23 protein-coding genes and 1 pseudogene are annotated in these 26,714 nt (G+C 52.5%); 11 read left to right on the top strand and 13 right to left on the bottom strand.

The genetic code is table 11. The annotated features are described in order from the left end of the window. Positions 1 to 54: 54 nt before the first annotated feature. From M2433_RS01385 to M2433_RS01405, 5 genes are all read right to left on the bottom strand, one after another. On the bottom strand, positions 55 to 1,041 hold the full coding sequence (locus tag M2433_RS01385; protein ID WP_429052343.1) for a CMD domain-containing protein: 987 nt from the start codon (positions 1,039 to 1,041) through the stop codon (positions 55 to 57). 152 nt (positions 1,042 to 1,193) lie between these two features. Further along, positions 1,194 to 1,982 carry an enoyl-ACP reductase FabI gene (gene fabI / locus M2433_RS01390; protein ID WP_003856831.1) on the bottom strand — a complete coding sequence of 263 codons (789 nt, stop codon included), beginning with the start codon at positions 1,980 to 1,982 and terminating at the stop codon, positions 1,194 to 1,196. Positions 1,983 to 2,252: 270 nt separating this feature from the next. Next, positions 2,253 to 5,348, bottom strand: coding sequence for a multidrug efflux RND transporter permease subunit (locus M2433_RS01395; protein ID WP_429052345.1), 3,096 nt, complete (start codon positions 5,346 to 5,348; stop codon positions 2,253 to 2,255). A 4-nt stretch (positions 5,349 to 5,352) separates the two neighbouring features. Then, entirely contained in the window at positions 5,353 to 6,264 is a 912-nt protein-coding gene (locus tag M2433_RS01400; RefSeq protein WP_429052347.1) for an ABC transporter six-transmembrane domain-containing protein, read from the bottom strand. A gap of 122 nt (positions 6,265 to 6,386) precedes the next feature. Beyond that, a complete protein-coding gene (locus M2433_RS01405) occupies positions 6,387 to 6,773 on the bottom strand; it encodes a hypothetical protein (protein ID WP_047648706.1) in 387 nt (128 codons plus the stop codon). 271 nt (positions 6,774 to 7,044) lie between these two features. Between M2433_RS01405 and M2433_RS01410 the strand changes: the two genes are divergently transcribed. Both M2433_RS01410 and M2433_RS01415 read left to right on the top strand, forming a co-directional pair. Then, positions 7,045 to 7,749 (top strand): response regulator, encoded by a 705-nt coding sequence (locus tag M2433_RS01410; protein WP_121423960.1) that lies wholly within the window; start codon positions 7,045 to 7,047, stop codon positions 7,747 to 7,749. After that, a complete protein-coding gene (locus M2433_RS01415; protein WP_429052348.1) occupies positions 7,746 to 8,810 on the top strand; it encodes an ATP-binding protein in 1,065 nt (354 codons plus the stop codon). The genes M2433_RS01410 and M2433_RS01415 overlap by 4 nt, the downstream gene beginning before the upstream one ends. Here M2433_RS01415 and M2433_RS01420 read toward each other — a convergent pair. The 7 genes and pseudogenes from M2433_RS01420 to M2433_RS01450 form a co-directional block, all read right to left on the bottom strand. Next, positions 8,791 to 9,732 carry an ATP-grasp fold amidoligase family protein gene (locus M2433_RS01420; RefSeq protein WP_429052350.1) on the bottom strand — a complete coding sequence of 314 codons (942 nt, stop codon included), beginning with the start codon at positions 9,730 to 9,732 and terminating at the stop codon, positions 8,791 to 8,793. The two genes, M2433_RS01415 and M2433_RS01420, sit on opposite strands and share 20 nt — an antisense overlap. Before the next feature lie 149 nt (positions 9,733 to 9,881). Beyond that, entirely contained in the window at positions 9,882 to 10,688 is an 807-nt protein-coding gene (gene sapF, locus M2433_RS01425) for a putrescine export ABC transporter ATP-binding protein SapF (RefSeq protein WP_096151370.1), read from the bottom strand. Between the two features lies 1 nt (position 10,689). Then, positions 10,690 to 11,682 (bottom strand): putrescine export ABC transporter ATP-binding protein SapD, encoded by a 993-nt coding sequence (gene sapD, locus M2433_RS01430; protein ID WP_047348278.1) that lies wholly within the window; start codon positions 11,680 to 11,682, stop codon positions 10,690 to 10,692. Continuing rightward, positions 11,682 to 12,572: a putrescine export ABC transporter permease SapC gene (gene sapC / locus M2433_RS01435; protein ID WP_126786845.1), complete on the bottom strand. Its 891-nt coding sequence runs from the start codon at positions 12,570 to 12,572 to the stop codon at positions 11,682 to 11,684. Before sapC ends, sapD begins: the two co-directional genes overlap by 1 nt. After that, positions 12,559 to 13,524, bottom strand: coding sequence for a putrescine export ABC transporter permease SapB (gene sapB / locus M2433_RS01440; RefSeq protein ID WP_023335929.1), 966 nt, complete (start codon positions 13,522 to 13,524; stop codon positions 12,559 to 12,561). The genes sapC and sapB overlap by 14 nt, the downstream gene beginning before the upstream one ends. After that, positions 13,521 to 15,161, bottom strand: coding sequence for an ABC transporter substrate-binding protein SapA (gene sapA, locus M2433_RS01445; protein WP_429052352.1), 1,641 nt, complete (start codon positions 15,159 to 15,161; stop codon positions 13,521 to 13,523). Before sapA ends, sapB begins: the two co-directional genes overlap by 4 nt. A 104-nt stretch (positions 15,162 to 15,265) precedes the next feature. Then, positions 15,266 to 15,430 (bottom strand): annotated as a pseudogene (locus M2433_RS01450) (site-specific integrase); the annotation flags it as partial. Between the two features lie 467 nt (positions 15,431 to 15,897). On the opposite strand from M2433_RS01450, the gene M2433_RS01455 reads away from it, so the two are divergent. The 4 genes from M2433_RS01455 to M2433_RS01470 are packed head-to-tail and all read left to right on the top strand — an operon-like array spanning position 15,898 to position 22,051. After that, positions 15,898 to 17,622, top strand: a complete 1,725-nt coding sequence (locus tag M2433_RS01455; RefSeq protein WP_429052354.1) for a type I secretion system permease/ATPase — start codon at positions 15,898 to 15,900, stop codon at positions 17,620 to 17,622. Next, complete coding sequence (locus M2433_RS01460) at positions 17,615 to 18,928, top strand: HlyD family type I secretion periplasmic adaptor subunit (RefSeq protein WP_429052355.1); 1,314 nt, start codon at positions 17,615 to 17,617, stop codon at positions 18,926 to 18,928. Before M2433_RS01455 ends, M2433_RS01460 begins: the two co-directional genes overlap by 8 nt. Before the next feature lie 47 nt (positions 18,929 to 18,975). Beyond that, positions 18,976 to 20,289, top strand: a complete 1,314-nt coding sequence (locus M2433_RS01465) for a TolC family outer membrane protein (protein ID WP_429053096.1) — start codon at positions 18,976 to 18,978, stop codon at positions 20,287 to 20,289. 28 nt (positions 20,290 to 20,317) lie between these two features. Beyond that, a complete protein-coding gene (locus M2433_RS01470) occupies positions 20,318 to 22,051 on the top strand; it encodes a polyurethane esterase (protein ID WP_429052357.1) in 1,734 nt (577 codons plus the stop codon). An 84-nt stretch (positions 22,052 to 22,135) separates the two neighbouring features. Here the strand turns inward: M2433_RS01470 and pspF are convergent, their stop codons facing one another. Further along, positions 22,136 to 23,113, bottom strand: coding sequence for a phage shock protein operon transcriptional activator (gene pspF, locus M2433_RS01475; protein ID WP_429052359.1), 978 nt, complete (start codon positions 23,111 to 23,113; stop codon positions 22,136 to 22,138). Between the two features lie 165 nt (positions 23,114 to 23,278). On the opposite strand from pspF, the gene pspA reads away from it, so the two are divergent. From pspA to M2433_RS01500, 5 genes are all read left to right on the top strand, one after another. After that, complete coding sequence (gene pspA, locus M2433_RS01480) at positions 23,279 to 23,947, top strand: phage shock protein PspA (RefSeq protein ID WP_059309888.1); 669 nt, start codon at positions 23,279 to 23,281, stop codon at positions 23,945 to 23,947. Positions 23,948 to 23,996: 49 nt separating this feature from the next. Then, positions 23,997 to 24,221, top strand: coding sequence for an envelope stress response membrane protein PspB (pspB, locus tag M2433_RS01485; RefSeq protein WP_047348287.1), 225 nt, complete (start codon positions 23,997 to 23,999; stop codon positions 24,219 to 24,221). Next, a complete protein-coding gene (pspC, locus tag M2433_RS01490) occupies positions 24,221 to 24,580 on the top strand; it encodes an envelope stress response membrane protein PspC (protein ID WP_023617934.1) in 360 nt (119 codons plus the stop codon). The genes pspB and pspC overlap by 1 nt, the downstream gene beginning before the upstream one ends. A gap of 12 nt (positions 24,581 to 24,592) precedes the next feature. Beyond that, the gene (gene pspD / locus M2433_RS01495) at positions 24,593 to 24,814 is read left to right on the top strand and encodes a phage shock protein PspD (protein WP_429052361.1); all 222 of its coding nucleotides are present in this window, start codon (positions 24,593 to 24,595) and stop codon (positions 24,812 to 24,814) included. Between the two features lie 212 nt (positions 24,815 to 25,026). Further along, positions 25,027 to 26,712: a sugar phosphorylase gene (locus M2433_RS01500; RefSeq protein ID WP_429052362.1), complete on the top strand. Its 1,686-nt coding sequence runs from the start codon at positions 25,027 to 25,029 to the stop codon at positions 26,710 to 26,712. The last annotated feature ends 2 nt before the right edge of the window (positions 26,713 to 26,714 follow it).

Below are 26,714 nucleotides of genomic sequence, written 5' to 3' on the forward strand. Positions count from 1 at the left end.
AGTTTTACGCGATTCTCACTGTCTCAGCAAGCGGTCTTTGGGTAATTAGTATGGTTATTCCTCTTTGCCAAACGCGACTTTCAGACGCGTAAGCCAGCCATCAAACGCACTTTGGGTAAGCAGTGAGATCGCCTGTTCGGCAGAGAGTCCTTGATCCGTGAGCGGGGTAAACTGTGCGGCACTGAAGCGATCCGGAGAGCGCGTCAGCAGTTCGACCGCTGCCGAAAGTGCAGGAGAAGTCAGAGAAGTCTCTTCGCGACTGTTGATCAGGATTTCTCCCGTCAGGTCGAGCAGCGTCGGCTCATGGCAAAGAACCGGCGTCAGCGCTTCAAGCGCGGGTTCTGCCTGCCAGCGGGACAGCGACTCAAGCTGATGTGCGCTCGCATAGCGCAGTTCGACGACCGGCAAAAGCGACACCCAGGCGTCGTGGTTTGCGGGCAGGGTGTGCGGCTGAATATGATGGCCCGGCAACCAGCGAACAGGTTGTCCTAACAGCGCCTGAAAAACCGCGACCACGCGCGCCTGAAAACCAATAAAACCGATAATCTGGTTAATCACCACCATGTCATATATTGACAGGCCAACCTCATCAAGCTGGTTCTGCGCTTTATCATCAATAACATCAGGGGAGCTGGAAAGCTGGCGGGCATACTGCGTGATTTGCGCCAGGCGTTGGTTGCTTTCGCGCGAGGAGTCCGGGCCAGGTAGCGGGGCGAGGAGGGCGGCGTAATGGTTACAAAGCCGCTGAACGCCACAGGCCTGGGCGACCGTCAACGCGGTACTGAGCCGATCGTAGGCGCTGAGCGTATGCAGGCGGTTCACGGGAATCGAGAGCGGAAACAGCTGGTGGCATAAGGCTCTGGCAGGGGCAAGCCAGCCAGAACAGGCGGCGACAATCTCATCAGGCAGGGCTAAATCGAGCAAAAAACGATCGTCGACGTTAGCGGCTTCGGGCACCAGGGGCAAAACATCCGTCTGCGCGTGGTTTGACTGGGTTTCGTGATACCAGTGGCCTTTGCCGGAAAAACGGCGTTGTTCCATGTGCGTTCCTTGATCTCAAAATGGCGATCAATATCCTGGCGTAACGCAGATAAAGGGAAAAATATTGTTAGGTGATAACAAATAGCAGAACGGAATAACGAAGGGGTGGTGCGGGGGGAAACTCTCTTCCCGCGCGGGAAGAGAGTCACAGCTTATTTAATTTCCAGCTCGTTCATTGCAGCGATGTTGAAGCCGCCGTCAACGTGAACCACTTCGCCGGAGATACCTGCGGAAAGGTCAGAGCACAGGAAGGCTGCAGAGTTACCCACATCTTCAATGGTAACGGTACGACGAATCGGGGTTACCGCTTCGCAGTGTGCCAGCATTTTACGGAAATCTTTGATGCCGGAAGCTGCCAGGGTGCGGATAGGACCTGCAGAGATGGCGTTAACGCGCACGCCTTCAGGACCCATTGCGTTCGCCATGTAGCGTACGTTCGCTTCCAGAGACGCTTTAGCCAGGCCCATAACGTTGTAGTTAGGGATAGCACGTTCAGCGCCCAGGTAGGATAGGGTCAGCAGGGCTGCGCCCGGGTTCAGCATCGCGCGGCAGGATTTCGCCATCGCCACGAAGCTGTAGGAGCTGATGTCGTGAGCGATTTTGAAGCCATCACGGGTAACCGCGTTCACGTAGTCGCCGTCCAGCTGGTCGCCAGGAGCGAAGCCAATGGAGTGAACGAAACCGTCGAATTTCGGCCATGCTTTTGCCAGTTCAGCAAACATGCCGTCGATGCTTTCGTCTTGTGCAACATCACATTCCAGAACAATGCTGGAACCCAGCTGCGCGGCAAACTCTTCAACACGGCCTTTCAGCTTGTCGTTCTGGTAGGTGAACGCCAGCTCAGCGCCTTCGCGATGCATTGCCTGTGCGATGCCGTATGCGATGGACAGTTTGCTGGCAACGCCAGTCACCAGAATGCGCTTACCGGAAAGAAAACCCATAGCTTTAATCCTTATATTCATTGCTTATTTTGCCTTGTAATTCATAGCGTTACAGGCAGTATTTCAAAATCATTCGAAATTAGCTCGAAATTATAGCCCACTCACAGCCCCTTGTGTCACGATATTTCTCGCACTTCTCCGAAGACGCCTGCCCCGAAGAATGCACCGCGGACTCGCGGGGGCTCAAAATTTCAGCATTCGTCCAGTATATCACCCGGTAACAGCTTCGCCTCATCCAACCAGAGAAGGAGCGCGATTCCACCAGGGTATTCACGCTTTCCTGATGTTGTCGACGAAACGCGCAATGACGATAAAGAAAACCGGTACAAAGAAGATCGCGAGAAGCGTGCCGCTGATCATACCGCCAAATACGCCGGTACCTATGGCATGCTGCGTACTGTCGCTTGCACCCCTGGCCAGCATCAAGGGAACAACTCCTAAGGTGAAGGCTAACGAGGTCATCAGAATGGGGCGCAGGCGCTGGCTGGCGGCATGAACGGTTGCCGCCAGCAGGGGCTGTCCTTCGCGATGGAGCTGCCTCGCAAATTCAACAATCAAAATGGCGTTCTTGGCCGACAGGCCGATAAGCGTGATCAGGCCGACCTTGAAGAAAACGTCATTCGTCATGCCCGCAACAGACACCGCTATCACCGCGCCGATAAGACCCAGCGGAACGACCAGCATGACCGCAAAAGGAATAGACCAGCTCTCATACAGCGCGGCGAGAACCATAAATACGACCAGTATCGACAGGACGATAAGGCCCGGAAGCTGAGACTCCGATTTTCGCTCCTGCAATGAACTCCCGGCCCACTCGCCCGCCATGCCCTGAGGTAAATCTCTGGACAAACTCTCTATAACCTTCATTGCGGTGCCGCTGGACTCTCCCGACGCTGCATTTCCGGTAATGCGAATAGCAGAATATCCCTGATAGCGGGTCAACTGCTGCGGCGCAACGTTCCAGGAAAGCGTGGCAAACGTCGATACCGGTACCGTCTGACCCATCCGGTTTTTCACAGATAATGTCAGTATCTGCTCAGGCTGCATTCGGTAGGGCGCATCGGCCTGAATAATCACCTGCTGAACGCGGCCGCTATTCGTATAGTCATTGACATAATTTGAGCCCAGGGTGACGGAGAGCGTCTGGTTGATTTCATCAAAGGAGACGCCCATCGCTTCCGCCTTTTCTCTGTCCACCTGGAGCGCAAGGCTTGTTCCTTCCGGAAGACCGTCTATATACACGTCACTCAGTTCAGGACGTTCATTGGCTTGCAGGACCAGCGCGTCGGCAGCGCGCTTTAACGCCTCGTAGCCCAGTCCCGCTCTGTCCTGCACGTACCAGGTGAACCCCGAGGAAGTGCCCATATCCGAAATGGCCGGCGGGAGCAGGCTCATCGTGACGGCATCAGAGACGTTCGCCATGCTGGCCTGAATATGGTCGGCTTCGTTCTGGGCCGTCGAGCCCTGCCGGTTTTTCCAGTCCTTAAGCGTGGTGAAGGCCATAGCCGAATTCGGCCCTGAACCTGAAAACCCAAACCCCAGGATCATAATGTTGCTTTCAATATCCGGCCGGGCCGCAATTTCCTCTTCAAATTTTTTAACCACGTTGAGGGTGCGCTGCATCGTGGCATCAGAAGGCAGCTGGATTGAGGACATAAAGTAGCCCTGATCTTCGTCCGGCAGAAAGGACGACGGTAACGAAGACAATCCCAAAAAAAGCGCAGCGCAAAGCGCAACGTACAGGAGCAGCATACGTCCGGTTCGCTTCAGAACGGCACCCAGCCCGGCTTCGTAGCAGACGGTGAGCGAACGGAAGCGCGCGTTAAACCTGGCAGCGAACCGTCCACTTCCGCTCTTTCCTGCCCTGTGCGGCTTGAGTAACGTTGCGCACAGGGCGGGCGTAAGCGTCAGGGCTAGAAACGCGGACAGCAGTATGGAGACCGCCATGGAAATACAAAATTGTCGGTAGATAATCCCGACGGATCCTTCAGCAAACCCCATGGGGATAAAGACGGCGGTTAGCACCAGCGTGATCCCTATAATCGCCGGGGTGATTTCCTGCATGGCTTGCCGCGTGGCGTCACGCGGGGACAGGCTTTTTTCCTCCATCAGTCGTTCAACGTTTTCTACAACCACGATGGCATCATCAACGATAATTCCTATCGCCAGCACCATGCCGAACATCGTCAGAATATTGATGGAGTATCCGCTCAACAGCATCACCGTGAAGGTGCCAAGAAGTGCGACGGGAGCAACAAGCGCCGGGATAAGCGTACAGCGTATCTTATGCAGAAACAGCAGCATAACCAGAAAGACGAGAACCATCGCTTCCGCAAAAGTCTGAACAACCTTCACGATAGAAAGTTTCACAAACGGCGCGGTATCGAAGGGAACCGTAAACGCCATTCCGTCAGGTAACACCCGGGAAAGCTCGTCGATGCGCGAGCGCACGCCTGAAGCCGTACTCATTGCGTTGGCGCCAGGCGAGAGCTGGATTGCCGCCGCCGTTGCGGGCACCCCATTTTCGCGGATACCAAAGGCATAGCTTTGCAGGCCAGATTCAATCCGCGCAATGTCGGACAGTTTCAGGCGGGCGCCTGATGCGTCAGATTTCAGGGTGATATTCCTGAACGCCTCGACCGAGGAGAGTTGTCCCTTCACGGTGATGGGATACGTCACCCCTTGTCCTGCAGCTGTGGGCTCATCTCCCGTTTTACCGGGCGAAACCAGGGCATTTTGCTGGCCAACGGCGGTAAGAACATCACTTATCGAAAGCCCATAGCTATGGAGCTTCATGGGATCCAGCCAGATGCGCAGCGCTTTTTCGCCGCCAAACAGCTGAACTTTCCCTACGCCGGGCACGCGACGAAGCTCGTCACTGACGTTTCTGGCAAAATAGTCGCTTAAATCGGCTTCCTCAAATTGACCTGTCGTGGACTTCAGCCCCACCATCATTAAAAAGCCAGAGTTAGCGGCCTCAACGTTAATGCCGTTTTGTTTTACCGCCTGAGGCAGACGAGGCTCGACGATTTTAATCTGATTCTGCAGGTCCATCTGCGCCACCTTGATGTCCGTACCTGGTTTAAACGTGACGGTAATCGATGCCGAACCGGTTGTGTCACTGGATGATTCAAAGTAGAGCAAATTGTCTACGCCAGAGATTTCGCGCTCGATTAACGATACCACTGACGTATTCATGATATCGGGACTGGCCCCCGGGTAACTGACGGAAATAATGATCCCCGGCGGTGCCACTGCCGGATATTGCGCAACCGGTAAACGGGGAATAGACAGAAGTCCCGCCAGAACGATAAAAAGCGCCACTACCCAGGCGAAAACGGGGCGTTCAATAAAAAAATGAGGCATTAAATTAACGTCCAGTTACGTGAATTTCATCATCAGTGGAGACGCGTTTACCGATATCCCTTAGCTGCGAAAATTTCTCAAGAAGCTGCGGTGCGTCATCGAGGCTCGTCGCGAACATCCACATGTAGGTCATCACGGAATAAATATGCCCGGCGGTGATGCCGGTTGAGCGCGTCATCCAGACGATGGTCAGTGTAAAAAGCGCGGCAACAAGTACGCCAACCCACAAATAGCCCCACGCCTCGCGGTCAGATAGTGCGATACGTAAACGCGCCAGCGTGGCGTAATGACGGTGAAGGGGCGCCGTGCCAGCCTTATGAACATAATCCACGTCTTTTTCCAGCCGATTATTCAGCCGCATGAATAGCCATTCATTTTTACGGGCATATCCGGAGACAAATCCGAGCAGGATAAATACAATCGCAAAGCACATGACGCCGGCCCAAAATTCAATAAACAGCAACATGATGGCGGCACCAAAAAGTGAGCTCAGCGATGTAATCAGCAGGGGAAGGTGCATTTCAAAGAAATCCACATATTCGCGCGAGAGCGTGACTCTGGCGGCGATTGCCGAATGGTTTAGCTGATATCTGCGCTGTGCCAGGACGACGGATACCGCGAGTCCGGCATAAATGCGTGCAAACGTGCGCGTGTCGATGCTCCGTCTGGCCGCGCCGATGAGCCACATACAAAGTACCATCAGGCCATACAGCGCGGCGTTAAGCGTCTTACCTGCGAGGATGGCATTTATCGCGATGCCTGCCAGAACGGGATAAAGTAAAAAAGTCACGTTTTCGGCCACCACCAGGAAGAAGGTGACAGCCAGTTTTTTTCGGTGCCGTATCGCGAGTTTTTTAAGCGAGTGCATCACACCGGCAGGTTCAGAAGAACGAAGATTATTATTACGGTTCATCATTATGGGTAAGTCGTGTCAGACTTTTCAGTGAGTTATTTTTGTGCAAAAAATGAGACAGAGAGTCTACCGCTAGCCTGTTTAGCGGACATGGGCGGTTTATGGAGGACGTGTGGAGCAGCGGCTCAAATCATTCTCATAATGAGGTACAGCGGTGCTCCGCCAAAAAAAATGATCAAATAACACTCGTAGTAAAAGACCAGATCTTCGATATCGGGCATCGCATTTAACAGCACGGTGAACGTAATGATGAGATAGACAAAAATCACTATTAGCCAGAAGGCGATGACAAGCAGCTCCGTCAACGCGCCAGCTTTATTTTGAATTATCAGCGAGACAACCGACAATGCGATGCAGCCATAGATAATGGGTGAAGAGAGCAGCGTCGAGGCGACTTTTTCATCCATTCTGTGCACCAGCACCAGCCAGGTATAAAGTAATCCCCACGACAGCAGCAGAAACAGGGAATATATGCCCAGTTTTTTAGGAGAGAAATATTTTGAAAGTTCCATGTTCATTATTTCAGCCAACTTCATAAAATCTTTAAGAAACAGTGGTAATTTGCAACGCGCAATGCACAAAGGGTTATGCCTCAATAGCGATTATGAGTGGACATTGTCGAGTCTTTATTGACTGAATGTGTAGGCTGTGTGGAGAAATAACCGGGCATTTAAATTACCCGGGAAATTTTCGTGACCACGGCACTTTTTCGCGGAGGCTGTGTCTTATTGTGCTAAAGATATCTGATAGCGTGCTCAAAGGGATTTCACCCACGGAGATAAAATGCACAAAAATACGCTGATCCTTATTGTTGAAGATGAAGACGAAATCGCCGATATACTGATGAGCTACTTAGAGCGTTCGGGAATGAAAACGCTCAGAGCCAGGCAGGGCGAGCAGGCCATAACGCTCAATCGCCTCCATAAACCGGATCTTATATTGCTGGACATTCACCTGCCCGTATGTGACGGCTGGAGCGTACTTACCACGCTTCGTCAGGAAAGTTCTGTCCCCGTCATTATGGTTTCCGCTCTCGATCAGGATGTCGATAAGCTCATGGGGCTGCGGCTGGGCGCGGATGATTACGTGATCAAACCCTTCAACCCTTCTGAGGTTGTCGCACGGGTTGAGGCGGTGCTGCGCAGAACAAAAACTGCGCTTCAGCAGGCGGGTTCCCTGCCGCTCAGAACGCCCTTTATTACGGTCTATCCAGATGACTTCTACGTGGAAGTGACCGTGGGAGAAGAGGTTATCTCCCCGGTATTAACGACGACCGAATTTAAATTACTTACCTGGCTGATGCGATATCCGCGAAAGGTTTGTTCCCGCGAAGAGTTACTCAACGCATGTCTGCCTGAAGGTGATGCGCTCGACAGAACGGTCGACAGCCATATGAGCAAGCTGCGTAAAAAACTGGAGCTTGCCGGCCTTTACGGTGTTCCCGAGAGCATCAGAGGCATGGGCTACCGGCTTGGGGAAAAGAAATGAACAAAGAGTCTGTCCTGAGTCGTCAGATCTTAACCTATATGCTCTTGCTGACGTTTACGATAATTGCCATAGCCATACTCGGCTCCTGGTTTTTTTACTCCTTTATTCTGGATCACCTCCCGGGCGGCCCTGCTGCGGGCGATGACGAGCAGATGACGATGTGGGACTGGGCATGGATTGGGACCGCGACTACGATCAGCATGATTATTGCACTCTTTTTCACGGTCAAACTCTCATCGCGAATACTCACCCCGCTAAACGCGGTAGCGTCTAGCCTGAAAAGGATTTCTCAGGGCGATCTGGATGCGAGGGCATTTTGCGCCAGTTCCCGGCTGGGTGAGATCAATCACCTTGTGATGGATTTCAATGAAATGGCGGAAAAATTACAGACGCTGGATATTCAGAGAAAATCCTGGAATGCCGCTATTGCGCATGAGCTGAGAACGCCGGTCACGATCTTACGCGGACGGCTTCAGGGGTTGGTTGACGGTGTTTTTACCCCAGACCCGGTACTGTTTAATAATCTTCTCAAACAGACGGAAGGGTTAACCCGTCTGATTGAAGATCTCCGGGTTGTCAGTTCGAATGGCGGGGCGGGATACACGCTGTGCCAGTCAAGAACGGATCTAAAAAGGACAATACAGGATGCACTCGATACATTCATGCCCGAGTTCAACCGTAAGGCATTTACCGTCAATACAGAACTGAGGGAGCAGCAATGCGTATTCGATCCGTTACGCATCAATCAGTGTCTGACCGTTTTTTTTGACAATGCCTTACACTATTCAACCTCGCGCAAACTCATCGTGAAAAATGGCGTTTCTGATAAAGGCAATTATATTCTTATTCAGGACGGGGGACCGGGCATCCCCAGGGAGTTTCATGATTTCTTATTTCAGCCCTTTCAGCGCGATAATGGCGCCAGACATGTGAACCCGGAAGGCTGTGGTCTGGGCTTGTCGGTGGTAAAAGCCATCATGCTGGCTCATGGTGGCGATGTTACCTATACCTTATCGACGCAAAACCACTCGATATTTAAGCTCACCTGGCCCGACTCGTGAGCTTCAGCGGCAGGTCAAATGCGCCTGCCGGCGCTAAATGCCATATTTTTCCTAACTTAGCATCCCATTCCTGCGGGGTAATCGTCAGTTTACCGCGTCTCGGGCTTAGGGTTATTTCACTGAAATAGATTTCATCTTTCTTTAGCATCAGATCAACGCGGCAATAGTCAATTCCATCCGCCAGCTCCTGGGACGCCAGCAATGCTTGTCGGAACAAGACCGGTTCGCCTGGATCTGCTGAAGTATTGGGATATTCCATCTGGAAGGGTTGTAAGTTCCAGTGCCTGTCATAAACGTTGATAAAACCGTTGCCTTTATCATCCGTAAAATCCGCTTCAACATAGTGGGCAACGCCGTGAAAGCAATGGATCCTCAACATTTCGGGCGTTGTATTTCTGTCAGCATCATCGAAGAGATCGACGAACGGCTCGCAAAGTATACTCGGCGTAATGTTTTTGTACTGCCATTCGCGCGTGGTGTAGTAAAGATTTTTCTTTAACGCGAGGCTCAGTTTTTTACACGCTTCCCTGACATTAAATTGCGCTTTATTTGTACATATTATTGTGCTGCCGCTGTCATGGTTGCACTTAAGGACGAATTTATCAGGGAGTACTGAAAAATCAATCTGCGACGGCCGGGAATAAACACCAATTAATGGCACTGTTTTCACACGCGTTGTTCTGGAGGAAACGTATGCCCGAACGGCGAGTTTATCGGCGAGCATTGTGTAGAGGTTATTATGGTCATAAACCAGACGATGACATATTTTTTCACTCAACGTTGTGGGTGATTGAATGTCAGGGGTTTTCCCGGATGTTTTCCTGAGCCTCACAGTATGAAAGTGCAGGTCCGTCATTAAAAATGAACGGCATTTTCTGATGAGATATTCGGTGTATTTTAGAACATAAGTAGTGGTGTTCATTTCTTCTCCTCCGTAATGTCCGGATATTCTGGAGAAGAACTGTTGATTTATTTTGCTTAGAATATGGAGCAGGAGTGGAGATGAAAAAGTTAAAGGATTAAACAACGTGTAAAAGCTATTTAATCCTTATTGAACAGTGCAACGTGGGTTTAACGGTCTTTGCGCCATGCATCGGCGGTTAATGCTTCGCCGAAATGACCGGCTATCAGTCGTTTCGTCAGCTCATGAAGCGGGGAGGCCATTACATCCGCCGTGCTGCCGCGCTCGACGACTTCCCCCTGGTGCATGACCATCACCTGATCGCTGATGTGCTTCATCATCCCCAGATGCTGGGTGACGTAAATATAAGAGATACCCTGTTTTTCCTGTAGCTCCAGCATCAGGTTAATCAGCTGCGAACGCATCGACATATCCAGCGAGGCAAGCGCTTCGTCAGCGATGATTACTTTCGGGCGCAAAATTAGCGCGCGCGCCAGACCCAGACGCTGTTTCTGACCAGGGGCCAGCATATGCGGGTAGTAGCTTTCGTGATCCGGTAACAGCCCAACCATGCGCAGGGTTTCAAAGACGCGCTTACGGCGCGCCTCCGGCTCCAGGTCGGTGTTCAGGCGCAGCGGAAAATCGAGGATCTGCGAAATACGCTGGCGTGGATTAAGCGAGGTAGACGGATCCTGGAAGATCATGCGGATGCGCTGGCTGCGGAAAGAATAATCCCCGAACGCCAGAGGATGATCGTCAATCAATACCTCGCCTGCGGTGGGTTCAACCATGCCAGCGAGCATTTTTGCCAGGGTAGATTTCCCGGAACCGTTCTCGCCGATGATCGCCAGGGTCTGTTTTTCACGCAGGGTAAAGCTCAGGGGCTTCACCGCGTCGACGGTTTGACGGTGAAACAGCCCCGTACGGTAGCGAAAGGTCTTACTCAGGTTGCGGACTTCCAGCAAGGTTTCGACCATTTCACTCTCTCTCCATGTTCAGCGGGAAATGACAGGCGTAAAGATGATTTTTGGCCCCGGCCAGGCGAGGCGTCTCGATACATTTACGCTGAGCATAGGGGCACCGCGGCCCCAGACGACAGCCTATCGGCAGGGATTCCAGCAGTGGGATCGCCCCCGGCAGGGTATTCAGGCGGCTCTTATGCGGCATGGCGCTGCCAAAATCCGGAATGGCGCGGATAAGCGCCTGCGTATACGGATGATGCGGGGCGTTGATAAGATCTTCACTCGGCGCGGTTTCGACCGTTTGCCCGCAGTACATCACATCGATTTTGTCCGCCCATTTGCTAAGCATTTGCAGGTCATGGCTAATCAGCAAAATGGTGGTGTTGTTATTCTGGTTGAGACGCGACAGCAGGCGGAAAATTTGCGCCTGCGTGGTGGGCTCCATCGCGTTCGTGGGTTCATCCGCAATCAGCAAACGCGGCTGATTGGCCAGCGCGATGGCAATCATCACTTTCTGACACTCGCCGTCGGTCAGCTCATACGGGAAGCTGCGCATCGCATCTTTGTGATCTTTAATGCCGACGCGGTGCAGGAGCTCAATCGCGCGGCGCTTGCGCCAGCCCACGCGCTGCCACCAGCGGCCTTTGTAGGTCCAGCCGGGAATGTTCTGCATCAGCTGTTTGCCCACGCGTTCGGACGGGTCGAGGCAGGACTGCGGCTCCTGGAAAATCATCGAGACGTTATGCCCGACCAGCTTGCGCCGCTCGCGAGGGGAGAGGCGCAGCAGGTCGATATCATCAAAGCGCATACGGTCGGCGGTCACGCGCCAGTTGTCTTTCGCCACGCCGCAGATGGCTTTGGCAATCAGGCTTTTTCCGGAGCCGGATTCCCCCACCAGCCCGCGAATTTCCCCCTCAGCGAGGGTGATGCTGATGCGATCGACGGCTTTAACCCAGCCTTCACCGGTTCTGAATTCAATGGTGAGGTTACGAATATCAAGAAGCGGCATTATTGCACCCCCGCGTTAATTGCACGGCGAATACCGTCGCCCAGCAGGTTGATCAGCAATACGCTCACCATAATCGCCGCGCCTGGCAGCATGACAGTCCACGGCGCAACGTAGATTAATTCCAGCGCGTCACCGAGCATCGCGCCCCATTCAGGCGACGGCAGCTGTGCGCCGAGGTCGAGGAAGCCGAGTGCAGCGATATCCAGAATCGCCATCGACAGGGCGCGGGTGATTTCGGTGACCAGCCCGGCGGCGATGTTTGGCAAAACGGCAAACCACAGAATATTGAAGGTTGTCGCACCGTCCAGACGGGCCGCGACGACATACTCTTTCTCCAGCTCGTCATGCACCATGCTGTAAACCGATCGCACGATGCGGGGTAGAATAGCGAGCCAGACGGCGAACATGGCATGCGACAGATGCGGACCGGCAAAGGCAACGACAATGATCGCCAGCAGCAGAGAGGGAATGGAGAGCAGCGTGTCCAGAATGTGGTTAAGCACCGCCGAGCGCAGACCATGCGTGGAGCCCGCAAAAATACCCAGCGCCAGTCCGCAGACAGTGGCCGCGAACGTGACCACAAATGCGCCGCCCACCGTCGGGGCAGCACCGCTCAGCAGGCGGCTCAGCACGTCGCGTCCCAGGTCGTCCGTCCCCAGGAAGAAAGAGACTTCACCATAGCGGGACCAGGAAGGCGGCAGCAGCTGATAGCCCAGGAACTGCTGGTCAATGCCATACGGTGCAAACCACGAGCCAAAGACGCACAGCAACACCAGCCCGGCGCAGCCGTAAAGGCCGATCATTGCCGTGGTGTCACCATAGAACTTACGCCACACGGTACGCAGCACGCCGGGCGTGCGCTTTTCACTGTATACGCTATCGTAAGGCATACCATTCCTTATGCTTCAATGGGTTAGCCATAGCACCCAGAATATCGGACAACACGTTAACAATAATCACCAGCGAACCAATTACCATCACACCCGCGGAAATAGCCGCGTAGTCCTGCTGGCGGATGGCGTTAATCAGCCAGCGCCCCAGTCCTGGCCAGCTAAAGACCATTTCGGTGATCATGGCCAGCGTGAGCATGGTGGAAAACTGTAATCCCAGACGCGGAATAACCGGCGGCAGCGCGTTGTGCAGCACGTTGCGGCGCAGTATGGTCAGGCGCGATAGCCCGCGCGTGGCGGCGGCTTTTACGTAGTTTTGATCAAACACCTCGATGGTGCTCAGGCGCATCAGGCGGATCACTTCAGTCGTTGGGGCAACCGCCAGCGTCAGAACCGGCAATACCATATGGCGCAGGGCGCTGACGATCATCTCATGGCGCCACACGGAGTCGGACAGCCACGCGTCAATGATGGCGAACCCCGTCACCGTTTTAACCGTGTAGAGCAGATCAAAACGTCCGGAGACCGGGAGCCAGCCCATCGTCAGCGAGAAGAATAGCGTCAGCAGCAGCGCCAGCCAAAAGACCGGGATGGAGAAGCCGAGCAGGGCGAGAGCGCTGATAAACTTATCCTGCCATTTGTTGCGATAAATACCGGCCAGCATGCCCACGGGGATCCCGACCATCAGGGCAAAGCCGAAGGCCAGAATGCACAGCTCCATCGTGGCCGGGAAAACCTCTTTCAACTGCTCGGAAATCAGCTGTCCGTTAATGCTGGACACGCCAAAATCCCAGTGCAGCAGCCCGTTAAACCAGAAGAGCCACGCATCCCACAGCGACGATCCCTGGAGTGGGGCGTGGGGCGTAAAATAGCTCAGGCTGAAGCCGACAAAGTTCAGGAAAAAGAGCGTCACCAGCAGCAACAGGAGTCGACGTAAGGTAAAAATAATCATGGTTTTTTCACCTCTTGTTCTTTTTCACGCGACACGCCGGCGAACGAGGCGTTGCCGAACGGGCTCAGCACCAGGCCTTTAATATCATAGCGATAGGCCTGTAGACGCAGGGAAGAGGCCAGCGGCAGCACCGGCAGTTCCTGGGCCAGGATCTTCTGCGCTTCGTCATAGGCGTCGATACGTGAGGCCAGCTGTTGGGAAGCGAGCGCTTTTTGCAGCACGGCGTCAAACTCCCGGTTACACCAGTGGGCGTAGTTAGTCTGTGAGTTTATTGCCGCGCAGCTCAGCAGCGGCCGGAAGAAGCTGTCCGGATCGTTACTGTCGGTTGCCCAGCCGGTCAGGGTTAAATCATGATTCATGTCCATCAGGCGCGCCTCCTGGAAACGGCCTTCAACCGGTACGATGATCACTTTTACGCCCACCTGCGCCATATCCGCCTGCAGCAGTTCGGCGGTTTTCAGCGGGCTCGGGTTCCACGCCTGGGAACTGGTCGGCACCCAAAGCTGCAGCGTAAGGTTTTCCGCCCCCAGCGCCTTCAGCTGTTCACGCGCTTTTGCCGGGTTGTATTCCGTAATTTTAGCCTCACCGTCATAGGCCCACGAGGCGCGCGGTAAAATTGAGGCGGCGGTTTCCGCCGTGCCGTAGTAGATCGACTGCATCAGGCGCTGGTTGTTAATCGCCAGCGCCAGGGCATGACGAACGGCAGGGTTATTCAACGGTGGCTTATCGGTGTTAAAGGCCAGATAAGCGATGTTCATGCCGGGGCGTAACGTCAGGCGCAGGCGCGGGTCGTCGCGCAAAATGGTGAGCTGGCTGGCAGCGGGCCAGGCGAGCACGTCACATTCCCCGGTGAGCAGTTTCGACAGACGTCCCGTCCCGCCAGAACCCAAATCGACCACCACCTGAGGCATCAGTGGCGTACCGCGCCAGAAATGTTCATGGCGCTGCAGACGAATGTATTGCCCCGCGCGGTATTCGGCCAGCTGGAACGGGCCGGTGCCGACCGGCTGGCGATCGAGCAGCTCCTGACGATCTATTTTCGTCAGCTTCGCCGCGTATTCGGCAGACATGACGGACGCATAGTGGGTCGCCAGGTGCCAGAGGAAGGAGGCATCCGGGCGCTTCAGGCTGAATTCAACCGTCCGGTTATCCAGCTTGCGCACGCTTTTAACCGTATCGGCAAACTGCAGGCTGTCGAAATAGGGGAAGTTGCCGCCGTTAACGTTATGCCACGGATGATTGCGGTTAAAGATACGCTGGAAGGTAAAGACCACGTCGTCCGCATTCAGCTTGCGCGTGGGGGTAAACCACGGCGTGTTCTGGAACGCGACGTCATCGCGCAGATGAAAACGGTAGGTAGCGCCGTCATCCAGCACTTCCCAGCTTTCCGCAAGCTCGGGTACCAGACGGTAGGTGTAAGGGTCGACATCAAGCAGACGATCGTAAAGCTGTGCGGCAAGGGTATCCACAATCAGGCCGCTGCCCGCTTTCTGCGGGTTAAAGGTATCCACCTGGCCGCTCACGCAATAGACGAAGCCGCTGTCACGAATGTCAGGCTGCGGCGTTTGCCCGGGCGCAGCTAAGGCCAGGCTACTGAACAGACCGAGTGCAAAAAAGGACGATAAAACCAGACGCATAATTTTTAAGGTATTTTATATGAAGTGGCTATCTTACTAATTTTAAACGACATTATCCAGTGTCGTTTATCCCTGAGGGCATCCTGGGGCAGGAGCGTTTGCAGTCACTCATTCAGCATGCCTGCCTGATCGGCGTTCATACCAACTATCCACTTTGAATATACCTCATACACCATCTTAGCATTTTCACGGCCCATCTGACTCGCTATAAACGAAGGTTTCGCCCCGGCAGACGCCATCCAGTCAGTCACCGTATGGCTTAGCTGAAAAAAATAACTCAAGATTTCTTCCTGTAATCTTACGACTGACATTAATATTGGCGAATTGTCTTAAAATCCACTCATTGATATTAATTTCGACATAAAATTTCATAATAATGTGCACGGTGTTTATATCGTGCAAGCAACACGCCAGTAAGCGAATTTTTATAGTGGATGCGTATTGTCATAAGAAATATTCAGTAAAAGCATGTTTGCCCAAGTAACTGTTGCCGTCATGATAATGATGGTTTATATACTGGCTCTCTGAGCCAGCAATTTGACTGAGCGAAAGGGGTGTCAGAGAAAAATGAAACTCTACAACGTTTAGGAAAATTACATATTTCATGTTATCGACCCGAATGTCGATTGCCTGTTAATTTCTGAGGTTTCGAAATTCATCGTGATGTGGTTTCAATAATGACGTCTAATCGTCACATTTAAAATGTGGCGATGGCAAAGATATCAAAGGCTTATGGATGAGTAAACCCTTGCAGGTATTTAAGAATTTTACACATGCGCGCTTGCGGTTATTTGTGATTATTGCTTTTTTCTCTTCAGTAATAAATGTACTGATGCTTACGCCTTCAATTTACATGCTGCAGGTCTACGATCGCGCGCTGTCATCCGGGAATACAACAACTCTCTTTATGTTGACCTTGTTGGTGTTATTTATGTTCACCATCATGGCACTCATGGATTATGCCCGTGGCATCATCATTATCAGATTAGGTAATCAGTTTGATAACGCTCTTTCGCCTGTACTGTATACCGCAGCATGTGAAAGCAATCTCGTTAAGCGTAGCCCTAATGCCGGGCAGGCTATCAGCGACCTCGCCGTCATACGCCAGTTTGTTACCGGTCCGGCGTTATTCGCCGTTTTTGATTCGATCTGGTTTCCAGTCTATATAGGCGTCATTTTTCTTTTTAATACCTGGCTTGGATTGTTCTCTCTTTCAGGCGCGTTTGTGCTGCTGGCTCTGGCTTTTATTAATGAAAAAATAACGCGTCAGCTTTTAAATGAAGCGGGTGGTTATGCCCTGGTGTCTAATCATCAAGCTAACAGCACCTTGCAATGTGCTGAGACGCTGCAGGCGCTGGGGATGACTGAAAACGTCAAGGCGCGCTGGTGGCGAGCACATCGACAGTTCCTTTACTGCCAGAGTGCGGCCAGTGAACGTGCTGTTTTTATGTCTGCCATCACCAAAACGGTACGTATGGCACTCCAGTCGCTCATGCTGGGGCTTGGCTGCTGGCTGGCGATTCTGGGAGATATCTCGGCGGGCATGATGATCGCAGGCTCTATTTTGCTGGGAAGAGCGTTGGCACCGGTTGAGCAACTCATCAGCGTGGCGAAAGGCTACCGGTCAGCTCGCCAGGCATGGGGGCGCATGGTTCATTTGACAAGCGAGTTTCCACCGGCGCTGGAGAGCATTCGTCTGCCGGAGGCACAAGGCTTGCTCACGGTGGAGAATGTCACCGTCTTCCCGCCTGGAAACTCCCGACAGCCCATACTGCACAATATCAATCTGCGGGTTGAACCGGGTGAGGTACTGGGGATTGTGGGGGCCAGTGCATCGGGAAAATCCTGTCTCGCCAGGGTGTTATGCGGTGTCTGGCCCGCCGGAGAAGGGGATGTCAGGCTGGATGGCGCAGATATTTATCAATGGCAGAAGCAGAAGCCAGGTCCCGGAATCGGTTACCTGCCGCAGGATGTTGCGCTCTTCACGGGAACCATCGCTGAGAATATTGCGCATTTTGGTGAGATTGATTCAACGCAACTGATCGCCACTGCAAAGATGGCCGGCATTCATGAAATGATTTTGCGCATGCCTGAAGGCTATAACACCCTGACCGGCGAGCAGGGTACGGCCCTTTCGGGCGGACAAAAACAACGCATTGGCCTAGCACGTGCGCTGTACGGCAACCCGGCGCTGGTGATCCTTGATGAGCCCAACGCTAACCTGGATGAATCGGGCGAAAAGGCCTTACAGCAGGTCATCCGACAGCTTAAACAGCAGAAGAAAAGCGTCGTCATCATTTCTCATCGTCCGGGTATTTTGCCCCTGACCAGTCACCTGCTCGTGCTGGAGGGGGGGAAATCAAAGCTTTATGGCCCGACAGAACAACTCTTACAGCAGTCAACTCGCCCGGTGAATCAGACCAAAAGCGTCCCCGTAGAACAAGGAAAAGCCCATGCATGATACCGATGCGCTGAAGACGCCTCTTGTTGACGTCATTCCCTTTGTCCGCTTTGGCTGGATCGTGCTGCTGGCAGGCCTGGGCTCTTTTTTGCTCTGGGCTGCCCTGGCTCCTCTGGATAAAGGGGTTGTGTCATCCGGAACAGTGGTGGTCGACGGATACCGTAAGGCCATACAGGCTCCCATCGGCGGCGTGGTGACAAAAATCGCGGTCAAAGAGGGTCAGACGGTACATAAGGGCGACCTGCTCGTGATGCTCAGCCAGCAAACCTCACTCGCCCAGTTCTCCGCTGCGCGCCAGCATTATCTGACTTCGCTTATTGCTGAAAGCCGTCTTCGATCGGAGCTGGCTGGCATGCAAACGCTGGCGTTGCCCCCTGAGGCTGAGGAAGAGGCCCTGCAGGATGCCATGAAGCCAATTGTCTTACAGCAAAGCCAGCTTATGCATGCCCGGCAGGAGGCGCTGAAAAACGCCCAGCAAAACGATGCTCAGGCCATCGCGGGGCTGGCGCGCCAGCGTGATTCTCTTTCCAGAACCTGCGAGACGAAAGAGCGAGGGCTCGCGCTGGTAAATCGTCAACTTAAAGACCTGAAGCCGCTGATGGAGGAAGGTTATTTTCCCCGTAACCGCTTTCTTGATATCCAGGTGCAATCTGCGTCACTGGCGGGCGAGGTGGGGGAAACTCGTAGCAAAATAGTGGAATTAGGTAATCAGATTGAGCAGCTCAAGCGCAGCATGCAACAGCGGTTGATTGACAACCGGAAAGATATTGAAACGCAGATCGATCAGCTTCGCCTGCAGGTAAGTGAGAGTAAAAAACAGCTGACGCTCTCCGATGTCGATCTCTCGTTGACCCGAGTCGTGGCACCGCAGGACGGTGTGGTAATGAACCTCTCGCTTGCCAGCGATAGCGCGGTAGTGAGTGCGGGAGAGCAGCTTTTGGAGCTTGTCCCGCAGACATCCCCCCTGACTATCGACTCACATATCGATGTGGCCTTGATCGATAAAGTTCATAAAGGCATGCCTGTCACCCTGATGTTCACTGCCTTCAACCAGCAAAGCACCCCAAGGATCCCGGCCCAGGTATCACTGGTTTCGGCGGATCGCCAGACAGATCCCACTACCCAGCAGCCGTACTACAAGATTCAGATCGCCGTTTCGCCAGAGGGTATGAAAAAGCTGGAGAGTGAAGATATTAAACCCGGTATGCCGGTAGAAGTCTTTATTAAAGCCGGAGAGCGCTCGCTGTTGAGCTATCTGTTGAAACCGATTGTGGATCGAGCGTCGCGGTCGTTCATCGAGGAATAATGATGCTGAGTGCACACTTTACACGCGTTTTATATTTTCTCGCACTGATGGCGCCGTTTTCAGCAGGTGCCTTAACGCTTGCACAGGGCTGGTTCATGGCGCTTGATAACGATCCCCATTACCGTGCTGCCGTTAAGGATCGGCTTGCCGGGGAAGAATACATTCCCATTGGCCGCGCCGGGTTGCTGCCAAAAGTCAGCGTCAGCTATCAGCGCGCACCGCGTAACTGGCAACGGCAACAGTACCAGCAGTCAAATTTGCTGGGCGAGCGTTCTGAGGTGGTGCAGCATCAACAATATGACAGCCATTCAGGATCGCTTACCGTCGTTCAGCCGCTGTTTGATTACGATGCCTATGCGGGCTATCGCATCGGCATCATCAAAAAATTGCAGTCTGATGAACGCTACCGAAGCAGCCTGATTGACCTGCAAAACCGCTTCATTACCGCATGGCTGGATGTTGCTGAGGCACACCAGCGACTCCAGCTCGCAGCCCTGCATCGCCAGGGTCTGGAAGAGCAGAAAAAGCAGACCCAGCGACGGTTTGAATCCGGAGAGGGGTCAATAACGGATATCACGGAAACCGCGTCTGCGCTCAGCCTTGCTGTTGCTGACGAGGTAGAAGCGCAGGATACGCTTGATACGGCAAACGTTGCGCTTTCGGCGATAGTGGGCATGGATCTGTCGGATACTTCAACGCTGCCGACGCTCGGTGAAAAGCCCCTTACGCTTCCGCTGGCATCGAGAGACTATCATTACTGGGAACGAAAAGCGTCCTCTCATAACCCCGATATTCTGTCTGCCGGGCACAGCGTGGAAGAAAAGCGCTATGAAATTGAGCGCAGCCGCGCTGGCGCGCTTCCCCGAATACAGCTTTACGCAATGCATTCAGAGAACGACTCCAGCAACGATAACACCATCAACCAGAAATATCGTACCGACAGCGTAGGAATGCGCATCAGTATGGATTTGTTCTCCGGAGGAGGCGTGTCCGCTTCCGTGCGCCAGGCGGCAGCCCGTTACGAGCAGGCAAAATATCTTCACGACGCGCAGCGGCTGGTTACCTATAGCGAAATCAAAAAATCATTAAATAAATGCCTTCATGCGCCAGAGCGCATTGCAGCCTATGCCTCCGCGGTGGAAGCCGCCAGGCGACAGGTTGAAGCGACCCAAAAAAGTATTCAGGCTGGCCAGCGTATGAATATTGATTTATTAAATGCGGAACAATCTTTCTATAAAACCAAAGTTGAGCTTACTGCTGAAAAACATGCTGTCATTAAAGCATGGGTCAGTTTGCTCGCGCAGACGGGTGAAATAAATAATGACAACGTTATGTTGCTTGATTCTTATTTCGCTCATTAATTGTCAATGTTAAACAGAGGGACAGACTATGCCTGTATTTGATTATCAGGGCGAGAAAAACACGCAGCTTATTAAGGAAGCGCTGACTATTGAAAGTATCAATTTTGGTGCGGCGACCTATGCTGATTATACCTATACGGAAGAAAATGGCTGGAAAGTATTAGACGGTGCGACGCTCAACTATAGTGGTTGTACTAATCCCTATGGTGCTTTTTATGGCGAAAGTCTTCTGGAGGCGAGCGCCGAATGCAACGTCATGGGGAAATATGATGCTAATGGTAAGCTGGTGAACATAGGAATTAGCTTCTGGGGGACGGGCACTTACGCGAGCGCGCCTTCACTTCAGCATACCGTTAACACAGCGATGGATACCGTCAGCGACGTTTTATCTGCGGTAATCGACGGCTATGCAGATAACTATGTTCTCAATGCTTATAAAAACCTCATGAGTTCGGTGGCCGCGTTTGCCACTGCAAACGGCCTTACCGGCAATGACGTTATCGTCACCGGGCATAGTCTCGGTGGACTGGCTGTTAACAGCATGGCGACCCTTTCCGCGCAGGGCCAATGGGATAGTTTTTTTGAGGACGCGAGCTATGTCGCTTTTGCCTCTCCGACTCAGAACCTTGCTGATGACAAAGTGCTTAACATTGGTTATGAAAACGACCCCGTGTTTCGTGTTTTAACTGGCCATAGCCTGTCTCTGGACAGTTTATTTAATCATGACACTCCGCTTGAGACCTGTACCAACAACCTTGTCTCTTTTAATGATTACTATGCAGGCCTGACCAGCGATTGTCAGTTCTTTTCGATCGCGAATATGGCGTCATGGGCCGGGCATTCAGGTCAGGGTTATACGGACGGCGCGTTAAGAATTATGGATTCTGAAATCTATGATTTCACGCATCAAAACTCCAATATTATTGTTTCCAACCTTTCTGAGGCGTATCGCTCGACAACCTGGGTTTCCGATCTTAATAAATCCGTAACGCATGTTGGTTCGACGTTTATTATTGGTACAGAGTCGAATGATTTATTACAGGGTGGAAAGGGTAACGATTACCTTTGCGGTGGAGGGGGAGATGATAGTTTCAAAGACCACAGCGGCTATAACGTTATTTATGGCGGTGCGGGAAGCAATACCTACGTAACGGAATGTAATATCGCCGATTTTACCTTCAGCCACGACACCGAGGGAACGCTGTACTTTAAGTATTCTACCGGGGATGTTACCCGGGCAGAGGATATCCACTACGTTAATGCTGACCACACGTTATTCAGCCTGTTTGGCATTAACTTCAACCAGAACGCTACATGGCAGGTAACCGATTATGGGTTAGAAGGCGATAGCGGCTCAATCGCCTATGCGAAAAGCTATTATGCTGATACATCTAACAGTTTCACTATCTCGACCGCCAGTAATGACAGCTGGTTCTATTCAGGGGCAAATGACAGCGATATCAACATAGCCGGTAACAATAATAATGTTGTTTCCGGGTTTGCAGACGACGCCATTCACCTCAACGGTAGCGAAAACACGCTTCTCTTTTATGGTGATTTCGGTCACGACACTGTCTATAACCTCTCAACAAGCGACAGCCTGATCTTTATGGCTAACCAGAGTATTGCAGATAATGACAGTTATCTTAACCACCTGTCGTTTGACGGTGATAATGCTTTACTGACCTATGGTGAGAGCAGCGTCACGCTAGTGGGTGTAAATACCGATATGCTTTCACAAATGCACATAGCGGTAGCATGAGTCTTATCCCCGCGGGATGCTCCGCGGGGATAAGTTCCGTCTAATCTTTTCCAACTGCATTGCGCTGTCGTACGCTTCCGGCTGTCAGCGCATTTGATGTTTTTTGAGCAATGCCCTTAATTGATGGTAGGTCAGACCCAGCAGTTCAGCCGCGCGTTTCTGGTTATATTTCGCTGCCTTCAGGCTTTGTTCAAGCAGCCGTTGCTCCTGGTCGTGCTGGAACTGACGCAGATCGAGAGGGAGTGAGGGCGCATCGCCCGCGATCGCCGGTGCGGCATCGGGTGACGTACTACGCTGAAACGGATCGATAATGATGTTATCCAACTCCGTCTCGCTGCTCCCGTGGCGGTACACAGATCGCTCCACGACGTTTTTAAGCTCGCGGATATTTCCCGGCCAGCGGTAAGCCAGCAGCGTCTCCTGCGCATAATCGCTGAAGCCGGGGAACAGCGGCAGGCCGAGTTCACGGCACATCTGAATTGCAAACTGTTCCGCCAGCAGCATGATGTCGCTTTGACGCTCGCGCAGCGGGGGAAGCTGAACGACGTCGAAAGCCAGGCGGTCAAGCAGATCGGCACGGAATTTTTCCTCCGCCACCATATCCGGCAGGTTGGCGTTAGTGGCGCAGACCAGGCGCACATTGACCTGCAGCGGCTGGCTACCGCCGACGCGTTCCAGCTCGCCGTACTCAATCACGCGAAGCAGTTTTTCCTGCACCAGCATGGGGGCGGTGGCCAGTTCATCAAGAAACAGCGTGCCGCCGTCAGCGCGCTCAAAGCGTCCGGGATGGCGTTTCTGGGCGCCGGTAAAGGCGCCCGCTTCATGGCCGAAAAGCTCGGTGTCGAGCAGGTTTTCATTCAGCGCCGCACAGTTAAGGGAAATGAAGGGGCCATCCCAGCGCCCGGATAAATAGTGCAGACGGTTGGCTATCAGCTCCTTACCTGTTCCGCGTTCACCGATGATGAGCACCGGTTTATTGAGCGGAGCAAGGCGCGAGACCTGTTCCAGCACTTCCAGAAAGCTATTTGCTTCACCGAGTAAATTGTCTTTGTATCCGGTCATGATGAAATTAACCACTCCTTAGTGTTATTCACCAGGTAAGAATAGTCATGCGCTGCGTGAAAATCAATCAGGACGAGTAAAATCAATAGGATAAAAAGTTGGCATGGGATTTGTATAATCCGTATAGCGGGCATCGCCCGATAACAAAACTATGAGGATTAGATTATGGGTATTTTTTCTCGTTTTGCCGACATCGTGAACGCCAACATCAACTCTCTGCTCGAGAAAGCGGAAGATCCGCAGAAGCTGGTACGTCTGATGATTCAGGAGATGGAAGACACGCTGGTTGAAGTGCGTTCCACCTCCGCCCGCGCGCTGGCTGAGAAAAAACAGCTGACGCGTCGTATTGAGCAGGCTACCGCTCAGCTGAACGAATGGCAGGAAAAAGCGGAGCTCGCGCTGCGCAAAGATAAAGAAGATCTGGCCCGTGCGGCGCTGATTGAAAAGCAGAAGCTGGCCGATATGGTTGCTACGCTTGAGCATGAAGTGACGCTGGTGGATGACACACTCGCCCGTATGAAGAAAGAGATTGGCGAGCTTGAAAACAAGCTGAGCGAAACGCGCGCGCGTCAGCAGGCGCTGACCCTGCGTCACCAGGCGGCAAGCTCTTCCCGCGACGTGCGTCGTCAGCTGGACAGCGGCAAGCTGGATGAAGCAATGGCGCGTTTTGAATCGTTCGAGCGTCGTATCGACCAGATGGAAGCGGAAGCCGAAAGCCACGGCATCGGTAAGCAGAAGTCGCTGGATCAGCAGTTCGCCGACCTGAAGGCCGACGATGAAATCAGCGAGCAGCTGGCGGCACTGAAAGCCAAAATGAAGCAAGATAACCAATAATAATGCCTGCGGCACCTGAGCGTGCCGCATCATAAGACAAGGAGTACACATGAGCGCGCTTTTTCTGGCCATTCCCCTGACTATTTTCGTGCTGTTCGTATTGCCGATTTGGCTATGGCTGCACTACAGCAACCGTTCTTCACGAGGCGAACTGTCCCAGAGTGAACAACAGCGTCTGGCACAGCTCTCCGATGAGGCGAACAGAATGCGCGAACGCATTCAGGCGCTGGAGTCTATTCTGGATGCTGAACATCCAAACTGGAGGGACCGTTAATGTCTGGACTGAATCTGAACAAAAAGTTGTGGCGTATTCCGCAGCAGGGCATGGTGCGCGGCGTCTGTGCCGGGCTGGCCCACTATCTTGATGTCCCGGTAAAACTGGTGCGCGTGGTGACGGTGCTTTCGATCTTCTTCGGTCTGGCATTTATTACCCTGGTAGCGTACATCGTGCTGTCGTTTGTCCTTGACCCTATGCCTGAAGGGGAGCTGGCTGCAGAAGGGGCTCCAACCAGCAGCGATCTCCTCAATGCCGTTGATGAGCAGCTCGCAGCCGGTGAGAAGCGGCTACGGGAAATGGAACGCTATGTCACGTCGGATACCTTTACGCTGAGAAGTCGTTTTCGTCAGCTTTAAGAGAGAAATGAGATGAAACAACACTGGCAACAGGCCGGTCAGAGAGTAAAACCCGGCCTGAAAATCGCAGGTAAACTGGTCCTGCTGACCGCCTTACGCTACGGTCCGGCGGGTGTGGCAGGCTGGGCGATAAAATCCATTGCCCGCAAGCCGGTCAGAATGGTGCTGGCCGTGGCGCTCGAACCGCTGTTGCAAAAAGTGGCAAAACGGCTTTCACGCCGCTATTTATCCTGATACTTCTCACTGGCGCCAACCCCTTCTTTTCCCGGAGAAGGGCCAGGGACGATTAACCGCATTTCCGCTTTTCCCCCTTCTTTCTTTGCGGCAGCTCACAATACTACGCTGAGCTGCTTTGCAATCACGTTTTTCTGCCTCCCGGTCCGTTGACAGATATTTTCCATGCGAGTAGATTGCGTTCCGTGGGACCGCTACCATGGAAAATAAAAGTGAACGTAAAAATTAAAGAGCTCATTAATCTTATTTATGGGGAATCGTTTTCTGAAGCACAGCGTAATGTGCTGCTGGAAAATATTGGAAAGGCCGCCTCTGTTATTACTGAAAAGCGTAAAACGGGGTGGGATGAAAAAGACGTTGTTCTGATTACCTATGCCGATCAATTTTCGGCGAAAGGGGAGAAGGCACTGCCGGTTTTTACGCGTTTTTATAACAAGTGGCTTTCTCACTCTTTTTCTCATGTCCATCTTTTACCATTTTATCCATGGTCTTCGGACGACGGTTTTTCTGTCATTGATTATCATGAGGTTGCAGCTGAAACCGGAACGTGGCGAGACGTTGCCGAATTAAAACAGTCAACCAGTTTGATGTTTGATTTCGTCTGCAACCATATGTCTGCCAAAAGCAAATGGTTTGCGAATTACCTTAAGCAAATACCCGGGTACGAAGATTTCTTCATTTCCGTCGATCCCAAAACAGACTTATCCGCGGTGACACGCCCGCGCGCATTACCTCTTCTTACGCCTTTCACGCTTCATGATGGCAGCGTGCGACACCTGTGGACCACCTTCAGCGAGGACCAGGTCGATCTCAACTTCGCCTCTCCGCAGGTGCTGATTGCGATGGTTGACGTCCTGCTGCATTACCTGATGGAAGGGGCACGATACATTCGTCTGGATGCCGTTGGGTTTATGTGGAAAATACCCGGAACATGCTGCATCCATCTTGAGGAAACCCACAAGCTCATCCAACTCTTCCGCGCCATTACCGAGGCTGTGGCACCTGGGACGGTGATTATCACTGAGACGAACGTTCCGCATAAAGATAACGTTGCTTACTTCGGTGACGGTGAAAATGAGGCGCAGATGGTTTATCAGTTCTCTTTGCCCCCGCTTGTTTTGCATGCGGTACGTTGTCAGGATGTGCGTGCTCTCAATCAGTGGGCAGCGTCGCTAAAGCTGCCCTCAACGAAAACCACCTGGTTCAACTTCCTGGCCTCGCATGACGGCATTGGCCTTAATCCGTTACGTGGAATTTTACCTGAGTCAGAGATTATTTCACTTGTGGAAAAACTGCAGGCCGAAGGGGCGCTGGTTAACTGGAAAAATAACCCGGATGGGACACGTAGCCCGTATGAAATTAATGTGACCTATCTGGATGCATTAAGCCCAGGTGACAGCGATGATAATCATCGTATCGCACGGTTTATTCTGGCTCACGCCGTGCTGTTAAGCTTCCCGGGTGTACCTGCTGTCTATATCCAAAGTATTCTTGGTTCCCGTAATGATTATGCAGGCGTTGAACGTCTGGGATACAACCGCGCGATAAACCGTGAGAAATACATCGCAGGACAAATTGATAGCGTGCTTGAGGATAAAACCAGCCTGCGTTATCAGGTCTATTCCAGGTTAAGTCATTTAATTGCGCTGCGCCAGAAAGAAAAAGCATTCCATCCTGACGGTGAGGCTTACTTTAACGCGGCGGGGGAGCATGTTTTAAAAATTATTCGTGTTGCGAAATCTGACGAGAAGATAATAGCATTGTTTAATTTCAGCGATCGCTCTCAAACGGTTGAATCCGATATTCAATCCGGAAGGGATTTGATCGCCGGAGAGGATATTACAGATACGGCTCTGACCCTTACTCCATGGCAGGTGTTGTGGATTAAAGAAAACTAAAA

It is taken from the genome of Enterobacter sp. AC1, from assembly GCF_050434705.1.
Lineage (GTDB): Bacteria > Pseudomonadota > Gammaproteobacteria > Enterobacterales > Enterobacteriaceae > Enterobacter > Enterobacter cloacae_L.

Excerpts from the sequence above, each read along its gene's own strand:
- M2433_RS01385 (WP_429052343.1), bottom strand. The coding sequence starts at position 1,041 with ATGGAACAACGCCGTTTTTCCGGCAAAGGCCACTGGTATCACGAAACC.
- fabI (WP_003856831.1), bottom strand. The coding sequence starts at position 1,982 with ATGGGTTTTCTTTCCGGTAAGCGCATTCTGGTGACTGGCGTTGCCAGC.
- M2433_RS01395 (WP_429052345.1), bottom strand. The coding sequence starts at position 5,348 with ATGCCTCATTTTTTTATTGAACGCCCCGTTTTCGCCTGGGTAGTGGCG.
- M2433_RS01400 (WP_429052347.1), bottom strand. The coding sequence starts at position 6,264 with ATGATGAACCGTAATAATAATCTTCGTTCTTCTGAACCTGCCGGTGTG.
- M2433_RS01405 (WP_047648706.1), bottom strand. The coding sequence starts at position 6,773 with ATGGAACTTTCAAAATATTTCTCTCCTAAAAAACTGGGCATATATTCC.
- M2433_RS01410 (WP_121423960.1), top strand. The coding sequence starts at position 7,045 with ATGCACAAAAATACGCTGATCCTTATTGTTGAAGATGAAGACGAAATC.
- M2433_RS01415 (WP_429052348.1), top strand. The coding sequence starts at position 7,746 with ATGAACAAAGAGTCTGTCCTGAGTCGTCAGATCTTAACCTATATGCTC.
- M2433_RS01420 (WP_429052350.1), bottom strand. The coding sequence starts at position 9,732 with ATGAACACCACTACTTATGTTCTAAAATACACCGAATATCTCATCAGA.
- sapF (WP_096151370.1), bottom strand. The coding sequence starts at position 10,688 with ATGGTCGAAACCTTGCTGGAAGTCCGCAACCTGAGTAAGACCTTTCGC.
- sapD (WP_047348278.1), bottom strand. The coding sequence starts at position 11,682 with ATGCCGCTTCTTGATATTCGTAACCTCACCATTGAATTCAGAACCGGT.
- sapC (WP_126786845.1), bottom strand. The coding sequence starts at position 12,572 with ATGCCTTACGATAGCGTATACAGTGAAAAGCGCACGCCCGGCGTGCTG.
- sapB (WP_023335929.1), bottom strand. The coding sequence starts at position 13,524 with ATGATTATTTTTACCTTACGTCGACTCCTGTTGCTGCTGGTGACGCTC.
- sapA (WP_429052352.1), bottom strand. The coding sequence starts at position 15,161 with ATGCGTCTGGTTTTATCGTCCTTTTTTGCACTCGGTCTGTTCAGTAGC.
- M2433_RS01455 (WP_429052354.1), top strand. The coding sequence starts at position 15,898 with ATGAGTAAACCCTTGCAGGTATTTAAGAATTTTACACATGCGCGCTTG.
- M2433_RS01460 (WP_429052355.1), top strand. The coding sequence starts at position 17,615 with ATGCATGATACCGATGCGCTGAAGACGCCTCTTGTTGACGTCATTCCC.
- M2433_RS01465 (WP_429053096.1), top strand. The coding sequence starts at position 18,976 with ATGGCGCCGTTTTCAGCAGGTGCCTTAACGCTTGCACAGGGCTGGTTC.
- M2433_RS01470 (WP_429052357.1), top strand. The coding sequence starts at position 20,318 with ATGCCTGTATTTGATTATCAGGGCGAGAAAAACACGCAGCTTATTAAG.
- pspF (WP_429052359.1), bottom strand. The coding sequence starts at position 23,113 with ATGACCGGATACAAAGACAATTTACTCGGTGAAGCAAATAGCTTTCTG.
- pspA (WP_059309888.1), top strand. The coding sequence starts at position 23,279 with ATGGGTATTTTTTCTCGTTTTGCCGACATCGTGAACGCCAACATCAAC.
- pspB (WP_047348287.1), top strand. The coding sequence starts at position 23,997 with ATGAGCGCGCTTTTTCTGGCCATTCCCCTGACTATTTTCGTGCTGTTC.
- pspC (WP_023617934.1), top strand. The coding sequence starts at position 24,221 with ATGTCTGGACTGAATCTGAACAAAAAGTTGTGGCGTATTCCGCAGCAG.
- pspD (WP_429052361.1), top strand. The coding sequence starts at position 24,593 with ATGAAACAACACTGGCAACAGGCCGGTCAGAGAGTAAAACCCGGCCTG.